The 17,210-nt window shown below is 56.1% G+C and carries 15 protein-coding genes and 1 rRNA gene; 3 read left to right on the top strand and 13 right to left on the bottom strand.

What is annotated here, in order from left to right; translation table 11 throughout:
• Nucleotides 1-48: 48 nt before the first annotated feature.
• From BMF08_RS06820 to pepQ, 5 genes are all read right to left on the bottom strand, one after another.
• Nucleotides 49-1,588: ribosomal RNA gene (locus BMF08_RS06820) — 16S ribosomal RNA — on the bottom strand.
• Nucleotides 1,589-1,962: 374 nt separating this feature from the next.
• Nucleotides 1,963-2,514 (bottom strand): menaquinone-dependent protoporphyrinogen IX dehydrogenase, encoded by a 552-nt coding sequence (gene hemG, locus BMF08_RS06815; protein WP_072571511.1) that lies wholly within the window; start codon nt 2,512-2,514, stop codon nt 1,963-1,965.
• A 10-nt stretch (nt 2,515-2,524) separates the two neighbouring features.
• The gene (gene trkH / locus BMF08_RS06810; protein ID WP_072571510.1) at nt 2,525-3,976 is read right to left on the bottom strand and encodes a Trk system potassium transporter TrkH; all 1,452 of its coding nucleotides are present in this window, start codon (nt 3,974-3,976) and stop codon (nt 2,525-2,527) included.
• A gap of 39 nt (nt 3,977-4,015) precedes the next feature.
• The gene (locus tag BMF08_RS06805) at nt 4,016-4,630 is read right to left on the bottom strand and encodes an IMPACT family protein (protein WP_072571509.1); all 615 of its coding nucleotides are present in this window, start codon (nt 4,628-4,630) and stop codon (nt 4,016-4,018) included.
• Complete coding sequence (gene pepQ, locus BMF08_RS06800) at nt 4,630-5,961, bottom strand: Xaa-Pro dipeptidase (protein ID WP_072571508.1); 1,332 nt, start codon at nt 5,959-5,961, stop codon at nt 4,630-4,632. Before pepQ ends, BMF08_RS06805 begins: the two co-directional genes overlap by 1 nt.
• Before the next feature lie 189 nt (nt 5,962-6,150).
• Here pepQ and fadB point away from each other — a divergent pair, with 189 nt between their 5' ends.
• Complete coding sequence (gene fadB / locus BMF08_RS06790) at nt 6,151-8,340, top strand: fatty acid oxidation complex subunit alpha FadB (RefSeq protein ID WP_072571507.1); 2,190 nt, start codon at nt 6,151-6,153, stop codon at nt 8,338-8,340.
• A gap of 9 nt (nt 8,341-8,349) precedes the next feature.
• Nucleotides 8,350-9,513 (top strand): acetyl-CoA C-acyltransferase FadA, encoded by a 1,164-nt coding sequence (gene fadA / locus BMF08_RS06785; protein ID WP_072571506.1) that lies wholly within the window; start codon nt 8,350-8,352, stop codon nt 9,511-9,513.
• A 119-nt stretch (nt 9,514-9,632) separates the two neighbouring features.
• Here the strand turns inward: fadA and fre are convergent, their stop codons facing one another.
• The gene (gene fre / locus BMF08_RS06780; RefSeq protein WP_072571505.1) at nt 9,633-10,334 is read right to left on the bottom strand and encodes an NAD(P)H-flavin reductase; all 702 of its coding nucleotides are present in this window, start codon (nt 10,332-10,334) and stop codon (nt 9,633-9,635) included.
• Complete coding sequence (gene ubiD, locus BMF08_RS06775; protein WP_199775949.1) at nt 10,331-11,830, bottom strand: 4-hydroxy-3-polyprenylbenzoate decarboxylase; 1,500 nt, start codon at nt 11,828-11,830, stop codon at nt 10,331-10,333. The genes fre and ubiD overlap by 4 nt, the downstream gene beginning before the upstream one ends.
• Nucleotides 11,831-12,001: 171 nt before the next feature.
• Between ubiD and rfaH the strand changes: the two genes are divergently transcribed.
• The gene (gene rfaH, locus BMF08_RS06770) at nt 12,002-12,499 is read left to right on the top strand and encodes a transcription/translation regulatory transformer protein RfaH (protein WP_072571516.1); all 498 of its coding nucleotides are present in this window, start codon (nt 12,002-12,004) and stop codon (nt 12,497-12,499) included.
• Here the strand turns inward: rfaH and tatD are convergent.
• The 6 genes from tatD to ubiJ all read right to left on the bottom strand — a co-directional run bounded on the left by tatD (nt 12,496) and on the right by ubiJ (nt 17,210).
• Complete coding sequence (gene tatD, locus BMF08_RS06765) at nt 12,496-13,278, bottom strand: 3'-5' ssDNA/RNA exonuclease TatD (RefSeq protein ID WP_072571503.1); 783 nt, start codon at nt 13,276-13,278, stop codon at nt 12,496-12,498. The two genes, rfaH and tatD, sit on opposite strands and share 4 nt — an antisense overlap.
• Before the next feature lie 42 nt (nt 13,279-13,320).
• Complete coding sequence (tatC, locus tag BMF08_RS06760) at nt 13,321-14,094, bottom strand: Sec-independent protein translocase subunit TatC (protein WP_072571502.1); 774 nt, start codon at nt 14,092-14,094, stop codon at nt 13,321-13,323.
• 2 nt (nt 14,095-14,096) lie between these two features.
• The gene (tatB, locus tag BMF08_RS06755; protein ID WP_072571501.1) at nt 14,097-14,636 is read right to left on the bottom strand and encodes a Sec-independent protein translocase protein TatB; all 540 of its coding nucleotides are present in this window, start codon (nt 14,634-14,636) and stop codon (nt 14,097-14,099) included.
• Nucleotides 14,637-14,639: 3 nt separating this feature from the next.
• On the bottom strand, nt 14,640-14,891 hold the full coding sequence (tatA, locus tag BMF08_RS06750; RefSeq protein WP_072571500.1) for a Sec-independent protein translocase subunit TatA: 252 nt from the start codon (nt 14,889-14,891) through the stop codon (nt 14,640-14,642).
• 70 nt (nt 14,892-14,961) lie between these two features.
• Complete coding sequence (ubiB, locus tag BMF08_RS06745) at nt 14,962-16,608, bottom strand: ubiquinone biosynthesis regulatory protein kinase UbiB (protein ID WP_072571499.1); 1,647 nt, start codon at nt 16,606-16,608, stop codon at nt 14,962-14,964.
• Nucleotides 16,605-17,210 (bottom strand): ubiquinone biosynthesis protein UbiJ, encoded by a 606-nt coding sequence (gene ubiJ, locus BMF08_RS06740; protein WP_072571498.1) that lies wholly within the window; start codon nt 17,208-17,210, stop codon nt 16,605-16,607. The genes ubiB and ubiJ overlap by 4 nt, the downstream gene beginning before the upstream one ends.

Genomic DNA, 17,210 nt, shown 5'->3' with positions numbered 1-17,210 from the left:
CGTTCATCAGACAATCTGTGTGAGCACTGCAAGGCAGGTTCTTTCAGGTAAGGAGGTGATCCAACCGCAGGTTCCCCTACGGTTACCTTGTTACGACTTCACCCCAGTCATGAATCACAAAGTGGTAAGCGCCCTCCCGAAGGTTAAGCTACCTACTTCTTTTGCAACCCACTCCCATGGTGTGACGGGCGGTGTGTACAAGGCCCGGGAACGTATTCACCGTGGCATTCTGATCCACGATTACTAGCGATTCCGACTTCACGGAGTCGAGTTGCAGACTCCGATCCGGACTACGACATACTTTATGAGGTCCGCTTGCTCTCGCGAGGTCGCTTCTCTTTGTATATGCCATTGTAGCACGTGTGTAGCCCTACTCGTAAGGGCCATGATGACTTGACGTCATCCCCACCTTCCTCCAGTTTATCACTGGCAGTCTCCTTTGAGTTCCCGGCCGGACCGCTGGCAACAAAGGATAAGGGTTGCGCTCGTTGCGGGACTTAACCCAACATTTCACAACACGAGCTGACGACAGCCATGCAGCACCTGTCTCAGAGTTCCCGAAGGCACCAAAGCATCTCTGCTAAGTTCTCTGGATGTCAAGAGTAGGTAAGGTTCTTCGCGTTGCATCGAATTAAACCACATGCTCCACCGCTTGTGCGGGCCCCCGTCAATTCATTTGAGTTTTAACCTTGCGGCCGTACTCCCCAGGCGGTCGACTTAACGCGTTAGCTCCGGAAGCCACGCCTCAAGGGCACAACCTCCAAGTCGACATCGTTTACAGCGTGGACTACCAGGGTATCTAATCCTGTTTGCTCCCCACGCTTTCGCACCTGAGCGTCAGTCTTTGTCCAGGGGGCCGCCTTCGCCACCGGTATTCCTCCAGATCTCTACGCATTTCACCGCTACACCTGGAATTCTACCCCCCTCTACAAGACTCAAGCCTGCCAGTTTCGGATGCAGTTCCCAGGTTGAGCCCGGGGATTTCACATCCGACTTGACAGACCGCCTGCGTGCGCTTTACGCCCAGTAATTCCGATTAACGCTTGCACCCTCCGTATTACCGCGGCTGCTGGCACGGAGTTAGCCGGTGCTTCTTCTGCGGGTAACGTCAATTGCTGTGGTTATTAACCACAACACCTTCCTCCCCGCTGAAAGTACTTTACAACCCGAAGGCCTTCTTCATACACGCGGCATGGCTGCATCAGGCTTGCGCCCATTGTGCAATATTCCCCACTGCTGCCTCCCGTAGGAGTCTGGACCGTGTCTCAGTTCCAGTGTGGCTGGTCATCCTCTCAGACCAGCTAGGGATCGTCGCCTAGGTGAGCCGTTACCCCACCTACTAGCTAATCCCATCTGGGCACATCTGATGGCAAGAGGCCCGAAGGTCCCCCTCTTTGGTCTTGCGACATTATGCGGTATTAGCTACCGTTTCCAGTAGTTATCCCCCTCCATCAGGCAGTTTCCCAGACATTACTCACCCGTCCGCCGCTCGTCACCCGAGAGCAAGCTCTCTGTGCTACCGCTCGACTTGCATGTGTTAGGCCTGCCGCCAGCGTTCAATCTGAGCCATGATCAAACTCTTCAATTTAAGTTTGATGCTCGTGAATTAAACTTCGTAATGAATTACGTATGTTCACTCCAGAGACTTGGTATTCATTTAGCGTCTTTCGACGTTTAAGAATCCATGTCCTTGAGTGCCCACACAGATTGTCTGATAAATTGTTAAAGAGCAGTTGCGACGCGCTTTGGCGCTGTGTCGCGAGGTCCCGTATAATACGTTTTCCTCATTCAGAGTCAAGCGATTATTTTGCTTTTCTCTGCCGGTCATTCCCGGAGGAAGACCTTCTGACCCGGTGGCCTGTAAGCCGTTGTTCCGTGTCAGTGGTGGCGCATTATAGGGAGTTATTCCGGGCTGACAAGTCTAAAATGCAAAAAACTTTTTAACCGCTCAATTTCCAGGCGTTACGCCTGATTTAACGACGATTTGTGGGTTAAATGAGCGATATCACGGGCGAAAGCGGCGACATTATCCCAGTCGGTATACACCACTTCTTTACTGGTATCCGTTTCACCGCCCGTCATTTTCATAATCAGACGGATCATGACGCGATCAAGCCAGCCATAACGCGGATAACGAAGCGCCCCCGCAAACACGGCACACTGGTCTGGCTGCCATGGCGAGTTAAGCAGGAACTTGCGGGTATAGCTGTTGGTCTGCGGCGTACGCTTCTCCGGCTTACGCGCCACCAGGTTCACCGAGAAGAAAGCACCCGGTCGCGCGTTCAGCTCCTGCAGGTGCTTTTTAACGAAGCGGTCCACTGCCGGATGAAAATGTCCGTAGCGAATTGATGCCCCAATCACGACACGATGATATTCAGCCCAGTTAATCGCATCGGCGCGATTCAGATTCACCACATCCGCATGCACGCCAAGCTCATTAAGCTGGGATGCTATAAAAGAGGCAATTTCACGCGTTTGCCCGTCCCGGGTGGAGAACAATATTAACGTTTTCACAAAAGCTTCCTTATTCACGCCAGAACGTTGGGGTGAAGAGCACCAACAACGTAAAGACTTCAAGACGACCAAACAGCATGTTGGCGATGAGTACCCACTTGGCGATGGGATTCATACTGGCAAAGTTATCAGCCACCACGCCCAGCCCCGGGCCGAGGTTATTCAGCGTTGCCACCACGGAGGCAAAAGCAGAGAAATCGTCCACGCCGGTAGCAATGATGGCCAGCATACTGACGATAAACACCAGCGCATATGCGGAGAAGAACCCCCATACCGCTTCCAGAATACGTTCCGGTAACGCTCGGTTCCCCAGCTTGATGCTGTAAACCGCATTCGGGTGGACCAGACGCTTCAGTTCACGGTTGCCCTGCTTAAACAGTAGCAGGATACGGATCACTTTCAGCCCGCCCCCCGTTGACCCGGCGCAGCCGCCAATAAAAGCCGAACAGAGTAACAGCACCGGCAGGAACAGCGGCCAGCGCGCAATGCTGTCGGTAGTAAATCCGGCGGTCGTCGCCATCGACACCACCTGGAAAAAAGCCTGGTTAAGGGTGGTGACCGCCGAGTCGTACACATCGTGGAACCACAGCACCAGCGTACAGATGAACACCAGCGTCAGTTGCACGCCGATAAACATCCTGAATTCCGGATCGCGCGAGTACACTTTCAGGTTGCGACCGCTTAATAAAGAGAAGTGCAGGCCATAGTTACAGCCGGAGATCAGCAGGAAAATAGCGATAATGGTGTTAATGGTCGGACTGTCGAAGTAACCCACGCTGGCGTCATGGGTGGAGAAACCGCCAATGGCGATGGTGGCGAAACTATGGCTGATAGCATCAAAAGCGGGCATCCCGGCAAACCATAACGCCAGCGCACAGGCCACCGTCAGCAGGACATAGATAAGCCACAGGGTTTTCGCCGTTTCGGCAATACGCGGGCGCATTTTGTTATCTTTCAGCGGGCCGGGCATTTCCGCGCGATAGAGCTGCATCCCCCCGACCCCGAGGATAGGCAGAATGGCCACCGCCAGCACGATGATCCCCATACCGCCGAACCATTGCAGCATCTGCCGGTAGAACAGGATGGCATGCGGTAGCGTGTCCAGCCCCACCAGCGTCGTCGCCCCGGTGGTGGTTAAACCGGAGAAAGATTCAAAAAACGCATCGGTGACCGTCAGGTTTGGGCGTTCAGAGAAAATAAAGGGCAATGCCCCCACGCTGCCCAGCACCGTCCAGAACAGCACGACGATCAGAAAGCCTTCCCGGGATTTCAGTTCGCCCTTCTGGCGGCGGTTGGGCCACCACAGCAGCGAACCAATCGCCAGCGCCACAAAAAAGGTTTGTGTAAATGCGCGCCCCGCACCGTCACGGTAAAGGAGAGCGACCAGTCCGGGCAGGATCATGGTCCCGGAAAATAAAATGACCAGCAGTCCAACAATTCGGGTTATGGCACGGAAATGCATCTCTGCCGCGTCCTTAGGTAGTAAGAAATGAGGTGGGGATTATTCTTCAATCGCCAGTAATTGCAATGAACCACGGCTAAAATCCGCCAGCTTTGCCGAAAATTCATCCAGTCTGCTGTGCGGAAGCGCTACCCGCAGGTGCACCAGATCCTGATACTGACTGTCGACGATCTTTCCTTCGAACTGTAAAAGCAGCGACTCAATACCCGCCAGCTGGGCGTAATCACAGCTCAAAGTATATGCGGTTAATGGCATTTTGCGGATGGAGGTAAGCTGATTCAGCGCACGCTGCACCCCGCCGCCATAGGCTTTTACCAGCCCGCCCGTCCCTAATAAAACACCGCCATAGTAGCGCACCACCACGGCGGTGATTTCGCCGACGCCGCTGCCCATCAGCTGCGCCAGCATCGGTTTGCCGGCCGTGCCCGACGGTTCACCGTCATCCGAGAAACCCAGTTGCTGCGAATCGTCCGGCGCGCCAGCCACCCAGGCGACACAATGGTGCCGTGCATCCGGGTGGGCCGATCGTACCGACTCAACAAAGGCTTTTGCCGCCTCCACGCCATCGGTATGCGCCAGCAGCGTGATAAAGCGGCTCTTTTTGATCTCTTCCGTAACGGTAACCGGCTCTGCCGGTATCGGCCAGCTTTCCATTACGCCAGCTTCAGATCCCGCGTCATGTTTTCCACGCCGTTTTCATGGATCACCACGTTATCTTCAATGCGGATGCCGCCGAACGGTTTAAGCGCGTCAATTTTCTGCCAGTTGAAGTGCTTGCTGAACGCCCCTTCACGCCACGGTGCCAGCAGAGACTCAATAAAGTAAATCCCTGGCTCAATGGTCACCACCATGCGCGGCTGCATCACGCGCGTACAGCGCAGATAAGGATATTTCGACGGCGCAGCCATGTGCGTACCCGTGTCATCCTGCATAAATCCGGCGACGTCGTGCACCTGCAGCCCCAGCGGGTGACCAATACCGTGCGGCATAAACGGCCCCGTCAGATCGTTTTCCACCATCGCCTCTTCGCTCATATCGGTGACGATCTGATGACGGCGCAGCAGTTTCGCGATGCGCTGATGGAACTGGATGTGGTACTCCACATAATTGACGCCCGCTTTCATGGTGCCGATCAGCGCCAGCTGTTCTTCATTAACGTCTTTGATGAGCTGGGCAAAATCGGTATCGCTGTTCGCAGCCCAGGTACGGGTAAGATCCGCGGCATAACCGTTGTATTCTGCGCCAGCATCCAACAGGAAACTGCGCATTTCAGACGGCGCACGGTGATCCAGCTTCGTATAGTGCAGCACAGACGCGTGTTCATTCAGCGCCACAATATTGCCATAGGGCACATCGATATCACGATGCCCGGTGGCGGTCAGATAGGCGAGGTTAATATCGAACTCACTCATCCCGGACTGGAAGGCTTCATGGGCGGCGCGATGGCCCATCACGGCGGTCTTCTGCGCTTCACGCATACAGGCCAGCTCATAGTCGGTTTTATAAGCGCGATAATAATGCAGGTAGTCGATCACCCCTTTCGGGTTGATATGTTCCGCTTTGATCTCAAGCGCGGCAGCACGTTCCGTGACCGGCCCGATATAGGCGATATTGCCCCGCGCCGCAGGCAGCTGGCTGCCGATATCGTCGGCTTTCGGCAGCGCGATAATGTCGATTTCTTCGGTCCAGAAGGACACCGGCAGCGGTTCCACGTTGTGCCAGTAATCCACCGGCAGATAGAACCACAGTTTCGGTTTATTCACCCCATCCACCAGCAACCAGCAGTTAGGCACCTGCGTAACCGGCACCCACGCCTTGAACTGCGGGTTGACCTTAAACGGATAAGCATGGTCGTCAAGGAAGACATTCATCAGCTCGCCGGAGTGGATGAGCAGCGCATCCAGCTTAAAGCGGGCCAGAACATCGCGGGTGCGTTCCTGTAACGTAACAATATGATTTTTATAGAGTGCGGCCAGTGATTCCATGATATTCCCTTCGCTAGTTTTAGCCTGAATTGTTCGCATCTTAGCACAGGAGCGAAAGGCTGCGTGATTTCCGCTAAGCGTGATCGGCGCTGCAACTTTTTAAAGAGTCATTTGCAATTTATTAACATAAAAACCACACTCCGTCTCATCTGGTAAGACCAGTAATGATGCTGGATTCAGGAGACTGACATGCTCTACAAAGGCGATACCCTGTACCTCGACTGGCTGGAAGACGGCATTGCCGAACTGGTGTTCAGCGCGCCAGGCTCAGTCAACAAGCTCGACACGGCAACCGTAGCCAGCCTCGGCGAGGCGCTCGGCGTGGTGGAAAAACAAGCGGATTTAAAAGGGCTGCTGCTGCGTTCAGACAAAGCGGCCTTTATTGTCGGCGCCGACATCACCGAATTCCTTTCCCTGTTCCAGGTGCCGCAGGAACAGCTCAGCCAGTGGCTGCATTTCGCCAACAGCGTATTTAACCGTCTGGAAGATTTGCCGGTGCCGACCATTTCGGCCGTGAACGGTTACGCCCTCGGCGGCGGCTGTGAATGCGTGCTGGCGACCGATTACCGTCTCGCCACCCCGGAGCTGCGCATTGGCCTGCCCGAAACCAAACTGGGCATCATGCCGGGCTTTGGCGGTTCAGTGCGTATGCCGCGCCTGCTGGGCGCAGACAGCGCGCTGGAAATTATTGCCGCCGGTAAAGACGTGGATGCCGCACAGGCACTGAAAATTGGCCTGGTGGATGGCATCGTGAAGCCGGAAAAACTCCGCGACGGCGCGGTGGCGATCCTGCGTCAGGCCATTAATGGCGATCTGGACTGGAAAGCCAAACGCCAGCCGAAGCTCGAACCGCTTAAATTAAGCAAAATTGAAGCCGCCATGAGTTTCTCCATCGCCAAAGCCATGGTGATGCAGACCGCCGGAAAACATTATCCGGCCCCCCTCACGGCAGTAAAAACCATCGAGGCCGCGGCGAAATATGGCCGCGAAGAAGCGCTGAAGCTGGAAAACCAGAGCTTCGTACCGCTGGCCCACACTAACGAAGCCCGCGCGCTGGTCGGCATCTTCCTTAACGACCAGTACGTCAAAGGCCAGGCCAAAAAACTCACCAAAGACACGGACGCCCCGCAACAGGCCGCTGTACTGGGCGCAGGCATCATGGGCGGCGGCATCGCTTACCAGTCCGCCTGGAAAGGCGTGCCGGTGATCATGAAAGATATCAACGACAAATCCCTCACCCTCGGCATGAACGAAGCCGCGAAGCTGCTGAATAAACAGCTTGAGCGCGGAAAAATTGACGGCCTGAAGCTGGCCGGGGTGATCGGGACTATCCACCCGACGCTGGATTACGCCGGCTTTGAGCGCGTTGATGTGGTTGTCGAAGCGGTGGTGGAAAACCCGAAGGTGAAAAAAGCGGTGCTCACCGAAACGGAAAGCCGCGTGCGTCCGGATACGGTACTGGCGTCCAACACTTCCACCATTCCGATTAGCGAACTGGCCAGCGTGCTGCAACGCCCGGAAAACTTCTGCGGGATGCACTTCTTTAACCCGGTGCACCGTATGCCGCTGGTGGAGATCATTCGCGGCGAGAAAACCGCCGACAGCACCATCGCCAAAGTGGTGGCCTGGGCGAGCAAAATGGGCAAAACCCCGATTGTGGTTAACGACTGCCCGGGCTTTTTCGTCAACCGCGTGCTGTTCCCCTACTTTGCCGGTTTCAGCCAGTTACTGCGCGACGGCGCGGACTTCCGCAAAATCGACAAAGTGATGGAAAAACAGTTCGGATGGCCGATGGGCCCGGCGTACCTGCTGGATGTCGTCGGTATTGATACCGCCCACCACGCTCAGGCAGTGATGGCAGAAGGCTTCCCGCAGCGTATGCAGAAAGATTACCGTGATGCTATCGACGCGCTGTTTGACGCCGGTCGTTTCGGGCAGAAAAACGGTCAGGGCTTCTGGCGTTATAAAGAAGACAGCAAAGGCAAGCCGAAGAAAGAAGAAGACAGCGCAGTGGATGAACTGCTGGCGGGCGTCAGTCAGCCGAAGCGTGATTTCTCCGATGAAGAAATTATCGCCCGCATGATGATACCGATGGTTAACGAAGTGGTGCGTTGTCTGGAAGAAAGCATTATCGCCAGCCCCGCCGAAGCGGATATGGCGCTGGTGTACGGCCTTGGCTTCCCGCCGTTCCATGGCGGCGCATTCCGCTGGCTGGACACCCAGGGCAGCGCAAAATATCTCGATATGGCCCAGCAGTACCAGCATCTCGGCCCGCTCTATCAGGTGCCGGAAGGACTGCATGAAAAAGCGCGCCATAACGAACCCTATTATCCCCTGGCTGAGCCTGCTCGCCCGGTGATTGAAACACACACGGCTTAAGGAGTGACGATGGAACAGGTAGTCATTGTTGATGCGATCCGTACCCCGATGGGCCGTTCAAAAGGGGGCGCATTCCGCCATGTGCGGGCGGAAGATCTCTCCGCCCATTTGATGCGCAGCCTGCTGTCGCGTAATGCGCAGCTGGAAGCCGCCGCGCTTGACGATATTTACTGGGGCTGCGTTCAGCAGACGCTGGAGCAGGGTTTTAACATCGCCCGTAACGCCGCGCTGCTGGCGGAGATCCCGCATTCGGTACCGGCGAACACCGTCAACCGCCTGTGCGGTTCGTCAATGCAGGCGCTGCACGACGCTGCGCGTATGATCATGACCGGCGATGCGCAGGCCTGTCTGATTGGCGGCGTTGAGCACATGGGCCATGTGCCGATGAATCACGGCGTCGATTTCCACCCAGGCCTCAGCCGTAACGTGGCGAAAGCAGCGGGCATGATGGGCTTAACCGCTGAAATGCTGGCCCGTATGCATGGCATCAGCCGTGAAATGCAGGATCAGTTTGCCGCCCGCTCTCACGCCCGTGCCTGGGCGGCCACGCAGTCCGGCGCATTTAAAAATGAAATCATCCCGACCGGCGGCCACGATGCGGACGGCGTGCTGAAACAGTTTAATTACGACGAAGTGATCCGCCCGGAAACCACGGTGGAGGCGCTTTCCACTCTCCGACCGGCTTTTGATCCGGCGAACGGTACGGTTACGGCGGGCACCTCTTCCGCCCTGTCCGACGGCGCTGCCGCCATGCTGCTGATGAGCGAAAGCCGCGCCCGCGAGCTGGGCCTGAAACCCCGTGCCCGTATTCGTTCCATGGCGGTGGTTGGCTGCGATCCGTCGATTATGGGTTACGGCCCGGTACCGGCGTCAAAACTGGCGCTGAAAAAAGCCGGGCTGACTGCCAGCGATATCGATCTGTTTGAGATGAACGAAGCCTTTGCCGCACAGATCCTGCCGTGCATTAAAGATCTGGGGCTGATGGAGCAGATCGACGAGAAGATCAACCTCAACGGCGGCGCGATCGCGCTGGGGCATCCGCTGGGCTGTTCCGGAGCGCGTATCAGCACTACGCTGCTGAATCTGATGGAACGCAAAGACGCGCAGTTCGGTCTGGCCACCATGTGTATCGGTTTAGGTCAGGGCATCGCGACAGTATTTGAGCGAGTCTGAGTAAAGTAAAAACGTTTTAGTTGCCGTTTTTCCCGCCTGTCAGGGGCGGGTTTTTTATTGGTAATTTCCCGTTACTTTTACCCTCTCCCTGGGGAGAGGGCCGGAGTGAGGGAAAAAAATCAAATAAACGCGAACGCATCGCCAAACAGACGGTCTTCACGCGCGCCGCGTTCGTTACAGAACAGGTCGCGGGCGATTTTCGCCATCTCGAAGCGTCCGGCGATATAAATATCGTGTCCCGCCAGCGTACCGTGATCCTGCAACACCGCCGTTAACACCGTGCCGCTGCGCCCGCGCCAGTTCTCTTCCGGCTGCTCAACCACCGCTTCAATACGCAGATTCGGGTGATTCACCGATAACGCTTCCAGCTCGGCCAGATCGTAAAGGTGCTTCTCTTCGCGCCCGCCCCAGTACAGGGTGATATCGCGGTTGGCGTTGCGCGAAAGCGACGTCAGCAGAATGGAACGCACGTAGGAGAAGCCGGTGCCGCCGGCGATCAAAATCAGCGGGCGCTCTTCGTCATCGCGCAGCCAGGCGTCGCCGTGAGGCATATCAATCAGGATCTCATTTTCTTTGAGGATGCGATCCATCACCGCCATGGCATAGAGGTTGAGTTCAGATGCGCCGATGTGCAGTTCAATAAACTCACGCTCATCAGGCGTGGAGGCCATCGAAAAGGGGCGTTTGTCGCGCTCGTCCATCACGACCATCAGATACTGTCCCGCGCGGAAGGAAAAGTCTGCTTCCGGCACTAAACGGACGCGATATACCGTATCGGTAATAGCATCTACCGAGGTCACTTTACAGCTTAAGGTTGTCATGCGCTCCCTCTGTCGGGTCTGTTCTCGTCATTAAAGATGGCCAGTTCATCCCAGATGGCGTCGACACGCGCCGTCACCGCAGGATCCTTAACAATCGGTCGTCCCCATTCACGCTGGGTTTCGCCGGGCCATTTGTTGGTGGCATCCAGGCCCATTTTTGAACCAAGACCGGAAACCGGTGAGGCAAAGTCCAGATAATCTATCGGCGTGTTCTCTACCAGCACCGTATCCCTGGCCGGGTCCATACGGGTGGTGATCGCCCAAATCACATCGTTCCAGTCGCGGGCATTGACGTCGTCATCGCACACGATCACAAACTTGGTGTACATAAACTGGCGCAGGAATGACCACACGCCCATCATCACGCGCTTGGCATGTCCGGCATACTGCTTTTTAATCGTTACTACCGCCAGGCGATAGGAACAGCCTTCCGGCGGCAGATAAAAATCGACGATCTCCGGGAACTGCTTTTGCAGGATCGGTACGAACACTTCGTTCAGCGCCACGCCCAGCACCGCCGGTTCATCCGGCGGACGGCCGGTATAAGTGGAATGATAAATCGCATCGTCACGCTGCGTAATGTGCGTCACCGTGAAGACTGGGAAATTATCCACTTCGTTATAATAGCCCGTATGGTCGCCATACGGCCCTTCCGGCGCCATTTCGCCCGCTTCAATATAGCCTTCAAGGACGATTTCCGCGCTGGCGGGCACTTCCAGATCGCTGGAAATACACTTCACCACTTCCGTTTTCGTCCCGCGCAGCAGACCCGCAAAGGCATATTCAGACAGCGTGTCCGGCACCGGGGTTACGGCACCCAAAATCGTCGCCGGGTCAGCGCCCAACGCCACTGCCACCGGGAAGCGCTCGCCGGGACGGGCGTTGCACCACTCCTGGTAATCCAGCGCGCCGCCGCGATGCGACAGCCAGCGCATGATGAGTTTATTCTTGCCGATTAACTGCTGGCGATAGATGCCGAGGTTCTGCCGCTCTTTGTGCGGACCACGGGTGACCGTCAGCCCCCAGGTGATCAGCGGCGCGGCGTCATCCGGCCAGCACTGCATGATAGGGATTTTCGTCAGATCGACGGCATCGCCCTGCACCACTTTTTGCTGGCAGGGCGCGCCACGCAGACGTTTCGTCGGCATGTTGAGCACCTGCTTAAACTGCGGCAGCTTATCGAACAGATCGCGAAACCCTTTCGGCGGCTCCGGCTCCTTTAAAAAGGCCAGCAGCTTGCCAACTTCACGCAGCGCCGTGACATCTTCCTGCCCCATACCTAACGCCACGCGGCGCGGTGTGCCAAATAAATTGCACAGCACGGGCATGGAGTAACCTTTGGGATTTTCGAATAACAGCGCCGGGCCACCGGCACGCAGGGTGCGGTCGGCTATCTCGGTAATCTCCAGATGGGGGTCAACCGGAAACGTGATGCGTTTGAGTTCGCCCTGCTGTTCGAGCAGCGCCATAAAGTCGCGTAGGTCGTGGTATTTCATGCAGTTAATCATGGCCTCTCTGTAAGCGGATTATTATACGGCGAACGCCCGCGTGATGCTGTAATTTTGTTAAATAAGCGTAAAACTCACTGCAAACGCGTCGCCCGCACCCGATATAATCAACAACGCGATTGTGGTATCCTTGCGCCCGAACACAAGGGAAGGATGATGATGCAAGCCTGGTATTTATTGTATTGCAAACGGGGACAGCTTCAGCGCGCTCAGGAACACCTTGAACGCCAGGCCGTCAACTGTCTGACGCCGATGATCGAGCTGGAAAAAATGGTGCGCGGTAAACGTACCCGCGTCAATGAACCGCTTTTCCCTAATTATCTGTTCGTCCAGTTTGATCCGGAAATCATTCATACCACGACCATCAGCGCCACGCGCGGCGTCAGCCATTTTGTGCGTTTTGGCGCCAGCCCGGCGACGGTGCCGCCCACGGTCATTGAACAACTCTCCACCTGTCAGCCGGAAGGGATCACCGATCCCGATACGCCATACGCGGGCGACAATGTGGTGATCACCGAAGGCGCTTTTACCGGCCTGCAGGCCATCTTTACCGAGCCGGATGGCGAAGCGCGCTCGATGCTGCTGCTCAACTTCCTCAACAAGCAAGTGCTGCAAAGCGTGAAGAACACTGAGTTCCGCAAAGCCGATCCGGCTTAAAACGTCACGCCAAACAGCTGCTTTACGTTCGCATCCGTGGCATTGCTCACCGCCTCTGCCGTTTCACCGCGCAGGGCCGCAATGCGCTCAACTATATGTCCCAGATACGCAGGCTCATTGCGTCGCGAGGCGGGTTTGGGTTTGAGATCGCGCGGCAGCAGATAAGGCGCGTCCGTCTCCACCAGCAGCCGGTCAGCCGGGATACGCGGCACCACGGCGCACAGCTCCGCGCCACGACGCTCATCACATACCCAGCCGGTGATGCCCAGATATAACCCTTTCGCCAGACATTCCTCCGCCTCGGCCTGCGATCCGGTAAAACAGTGCAGCACCGCGCCCGGCAGCTTATCCAGCCACGGCGTCAGCAGCGCCAGAAAACGTTCATGGGCATCGCGACAGTGTAAAAATACCGGCATCGACAGCTCTGCGGCAATCGCCAGCTGTGCGGAAAAAGCCGCTTCCTGATCGGCTGCCGGGGAAAAATTGCGGTTAAAATCCAGGCCGCATTCGCCAATCGCCACCACTTCCGGCTGACGGGCCAGCGCGAAAACCGCGTCTGCGGTGTTTGCATCCCACTGGCTGCTGTCATGGGGATGCACGCCCGCCGTAGACCAGCAATGCGCATGACGCTGAGCCAGCCGCTGTGCCTGCTCGCTGTCATGCAGACTGGTGCCGGTCAGCAGCATGCCTTTAACGCCCGCGGCGAAAGCCCGCGCCACCACCTCATCGCTGTCTGTAGCGAACTGCGAACTGGTCAGGTTGACCCCAATATCAAACATGCCGTCCTCCATATGACAACCGCCCTTTCGGGCGGCCATTGATTACTCTTTTGTGCTTTCGCTGTCGTCTTCGTCGCTTTCGTCGCTGCGGAAACGCCGCTTGCCGACGTAGAACCGCGAGAAAAATACGCCGATTTCAAACAGGCAATACATCGGGATCGCCAGCAGCGTCTGCGAGAAAACATCCGGCGGCGTCAGCAGCATCCCGACCACAAACGCCCCCACTAATACATAAGGGCGTTTCTTGCGCAGTTCTTCCGGCGTGGTCACGCCCATCCAGCAGATAAGCACAATAGCCACCGGCACTTCAAAGGACACGCCAAAGGCCATAAACAACGCCATGACGAAATCAAGGTAGCTGGCAATATCTGTTGAAACCTGCACGCCAACGGGCGCGGTATGCGTCAGGAAGCCAAACGCCAGCGGGAAGACCACGAAATAGGCGAACGCCATCCCGATGTAAAACAGCAGCGAACTGGAAACCAGCAGCGGGATCACCAGACGGCGTTCATGCCGGTACAGCGCCGGCGCCACAAATGCCCACACCTGATAGAGAATAACCGGCGCAGAGAGGATCAGCGACACCATAAAAGTCAGCTTGATCGGCGTAAAGAACGGCGATGCCACATCGGTGGCGATCATAGTGGCGCCTTCCGGCATCTGCTTGATCAGCGGGGCCGACACCAGTTGATAAATGTCATTGGCAAAATAGACCAGCGCCAGAAAAATCAGCAGCACGGCGATAATGCTGTTCAGCAGACGCTTACGCAGTTCAATCAGATGCGAGATCAGCGGTTGGGTATCTTCTACAGCCATGTTTAAGATTTACCACTCGTTGAAGGGGTTGAATCGGAAGCAGGCGCTGCCTGTACGGGGCTTTTCACGACAGCGGCATCGTTCGGCCGGACAGCGTTGTCTTCAGGCTCCGTCGACGGCTTCTGTTCCGGCGCGCTGGCCTGATTTTCTGCCGTGGCTGGCGTAATGCCTTCATGCTGCGCTTCGTTATCTTTTACCAGCGGATTATGGATGGTATGCGCGACATCGCTCTCTTTCTCCGGATCGTTAGCGCTGTAGGAGCGCTTCATCGATTCCGCCGCTTCACGCAGTTCATCCATGGAGGCTTTCAGTTCCGGCGTCAGATTATCCAGACTGGCTTTTTCAACTTTCTTCAGGCTGTCCTGAAATTCCTGAAGCTTAAGCTCCTGGGCAAGTTCATTTTGTACGGTAGAGGCAAGGGAGCGCAGCGCGCGTACCCAGCCTGCCACCGTTTTAACCGCCACTGGCAGACGTTGCGGCCCCAGAACAATGAGGCCGATAACGAAAACCAGAACTAATTCACCAAAGCCAATATCGAACACGAATTACACCTGCTCTTTATCGTGACGCTTCGCGTCTTCTTTCTTCACATCATCCGGCTTTTCAGCAATGGATTTCGCCGTAAAATCCGCGTCTTCTGCCGGTTTTGCATGTTTGTCATCATCGCTCATGGCTTTTTTGAAGCCTTTGATCGATGCGCCTAAATCTGAACCAATCGAACCGAGTTTTTTAGTGCCGAACAGCAGCACAACGATGACGGCGATGATAAGTAACTGCCAAATACTGATACCACCCATACCTTATCCCCAGTGATAAATGATGAATAAACCGGGCCACAGTATACGTTAAGCGGCCCGTTGTGAACGATCAAATTGCGCGCGTCTTACGCCAGCCAATCAGCCAGATGACCAGCCCGCCCGCCATCAGCCAGGCCGGGGCCGACTGCCAATCAGGGCGGTTAATCAGCAATAATGTACCACTGAGTATCAACGTTGCCCCAATGCCGAACAAATAGCGCGATTGCCCCTGACGCATATGGTTAACGTGCAGATCACGGGAGATTTGCTCCACGCTGTGCTGCAACTGCTTACTCTGGCGCAGATTGTTGTAAATCAGCTCCGGCAGTTCCGGCATTTTTTCCACCCAGAACGGCGCTTTTTCTTTCAGCGAACGGATCAGCGCCGGAATGCCCACCTGATCTTTGATCCAGGATTCAAGGAAAGGTTTCGCGGTTTTCCATAAATCGAGCTGCGGATAGAGCTGACGGCCAACCCCTTCCACATACAGCAGCGTCTTTTGCAGCAGCACCAGCTGCGGTTGCACTTCCATATTGAAGCGGCGCGCGGTATTGAACAGATTCAGCAGCACGTGACCAAAGGAGATCTCCGCCAGCGGCTTCTCGAAGATAGGCTCGCAGACGGTGCGGATAGCGAACTCGAACTCTTCCACGTTGGTGTCCGGCGGTACCCAGCCTGAATCCACATGCAATTCCGCCACTTTACGGTAGTCGCGGTTAAAGAAGGCGATAAAGTTCTCGGCCAGATAGCGCTTGTCTTCTTTGTTCAGCGAACCCACGATGCCGCAGTCGATCCCGATATACTGCGGATCTTCCGGATGTTCATAGCTGACAAAAATATTGCCCGGATGCATATCCGCATGGAAGAAGCTGTCGCGGAACACCTGAGTAAAGAACACCTGTACGCCACGCTCTGCCAGCAACTTCAGATTGGTGCCGTTTTTCTCCAGCGCCGCCACGTCGTTGATGGGGATGCCGTAAATACGCTCCATCACCAGCATGTCCTGGCTGCAATAGTCGGAGTAAATTTCCGGCACGTAGAGCATCGGGCTGTCTTCGAAATTGCGGCGCAGCTGGATGGCGTTAGCGGCTTCGCGCAGTAAATTCAGCTCGTCGATCAGCGTTTTTTCGTATTCATGCACCACTTCCAGCGGACGCAAACGGCGACCATCCGGCAGCAAGCGCGGCACCCAGCGGGCAAGGCGGTAGATAAGGCGCATATCGGCTTTGATGACCGGCAAAATGTCCGGGCGGATCACTTTGATGACCACCTCTTTGCCGTTCTCTTTCAGCCGGGCGGTATGCACCTGCGCAATAGACGCCGACGCCAGCGGCTTGATGTCAAAATCATCAAACCAGGTTTCAACAGGAATACCGCCCATCGCTTTTTCGATTTGTCGCTTAGCCAGCGCGCCATCGAAAGGCGCCACGCGGTCCTGCAACATGGCAAGCTGGTCGGCAATGACCGGCGGGAAAAGGTCGCGGCGGGTGGACAGCATCTGTCCGAATTTAATCCATACCGGGCCCAGTTCCTGTAATGCCAGACGCAGGCGATGGCCTAATTCCTTGTCTTTGTGGCGATTTGGCATCCAGAACAGCGTGCGGCGCCAGAGGCGAAGCGGCATGGTAAGACGCATTCTGGGGATGAGCTCATCAAGCCCGTAACTCAAAAAAGTTTGGATGATGAAGTAAAGGCGCCGAATTTCACCAGGCGTCATTTGCCCTCCAGTTTTTCCAGACGGTGGGTTAACGCGTCAACCGAACGCGCGATAGCTGCGGTTTCTTCTGCGAACCAGGCCACTTCCAGCGCGCCGGGTGCCATACGCCACTCCTCGGTCAGGGTTTCAGCGACATACTGCTGCTGGCGCTGAAAATTCTTGCGTACAAAGGCCGTGCCGCCGCGCAGCGCCTGGCTGATGCCTTCAGCGGCAATATCACCGGTCCAGGGCGCTAACAGCTCCGCCGCGTCAAACTCGGCCAGATCCATTAATGCCCCGAAGTTTTGCACCACCTGCAAATCGCCCTGCACTTCCAGCTCGCCGCTACGGATAAGCGAGGTGAGCTGTTTACGATCGCGCAGGGTCGGCAGGACGCGCAGTCGGGTAATGACCGTACAGTCTGCTTCGCCCTCCCACTCGCCCAGCACATCAAGCTGACGCTCGCTGAACGCCAGCACCAGCGGCGTGGAAAGCTCTTTGACGACAATACGCAGCACCTTGCCCTGTAAGCGCTGGCGTGCAGGTTTCAGGGCCTGAGGACGGTATAAAAACGTATTAAGCACACGCTCTATCCCGGCGGTCATTAAAGGCTTAAAGGGCAT

It is taken from the genome of Enterobacter sp. SA187 (genome assembly GCF_001888805.2).
In the GTDB taxonomy this organism is placed as follows: Bacteria; Pseudomonadota; Gammaproteobacteria; order Enterobacterales; family Enterobacteriaceae; genus Enterobacter_D.
The sequence above is the reverse complement of the archived record's forward strand: the minus strand, read 5'-3'. Positions and strand labels throughout refer to the sequence as shown.

What these genes read in the sequence shown, in the direction of transcription:
- ubiD (WP_199775949.1), bottom strand. Translation starts at nt 11,830, where the DNA reads ATGAAATACCACGACCTACGCGACTTTATGGCGCTGCTCGAACAGCAG.
- fre (WP_072571505.1), bottom strand. Translation starts at nt 10,334, where the DNA reads ATGACAACCTTAAGCTGTAAAGTGACCTCGGTAGATGCTATTACCGAT.
- tatC (WP_072571502.1), bottom strand. Translation starts at nt 14,094, where the DNA reads ATGGCTGTAGAAGATACCCAACCGCTGATCTCGCATCTGATTGAACTG.
- ubiJ (WP_072571498.1), bottom strand. Translation starts at nt 17,210, where the DNA reads ATGCCCTTTAAGCCTTTAATGACCGCCGGGATAGAGCGTGTGCTTAAT.
- trkH (WP_072571510.1), bottom strand. Translation starts at nt 3,976, where the DNA reads ATGCATTTCCGTGCCATAACCCGAATTGTTGGACTGCTGGTCATTTTA.
- BMF08_RS06805 (WP_072571509.1), bottom strand. Translation starts at nt 4,630, where the DNA reads ATGGAAAGCTGGCCGATACCGGCAGAGCCGGTTACCGTTACGGAAGAG.
- fadA (WP_072571506.1), top strand. Translation starts at nt 8,350, where the DNA reads ATGGAACAGGTAGTCATTGTTGATGCGATCCGTACCCCGATGGGCCGT.
- fadB (WP_072571507.1), top strand. Translation starts at nt 6,151, where the DNA reads ATGCTCTACAAAGGCGATACCCTGTACCTCGACTGGCTGGAAGACGGC.
- tatA (WP_072571500.1), bottom strand. Translation starts at nt 14,891, where the DNA reads ATGGGTGGTATCAGTATTTGGCAGTTACTTATCATCGCCGTCATCGTT.
- tatD (WP_072571503.1), bottom strand. Translation starts at nt 13,278, where the DNA reads ATGTTTGATATTGGGGTCAACCTGACCAGTTCGCAGTTCGCTACAGAC.
- ubiB (WP_072571499.1), bottom strand. Translation starts at nt 16,608, where the DNA reads ATGACGCCTGGTGAAATTCGGCGCCTTTACTTCATCATCCAAACTTTT.
- pepQ (WP_072571508.1), bottom strand. Translation starts at nt 5,961, where the DNA reads ATGGAATCACTGGCCGCACTCTATAAAAATCATATTGTTACGTTACAG.
- rfaH (WP_072571516.1), top strand. Translation starts at nt 12,002, where the DNA reads ATGCAAGCCTGGTATTTATTGTATTGCAAACGGGGACAGCTTCAGCGC.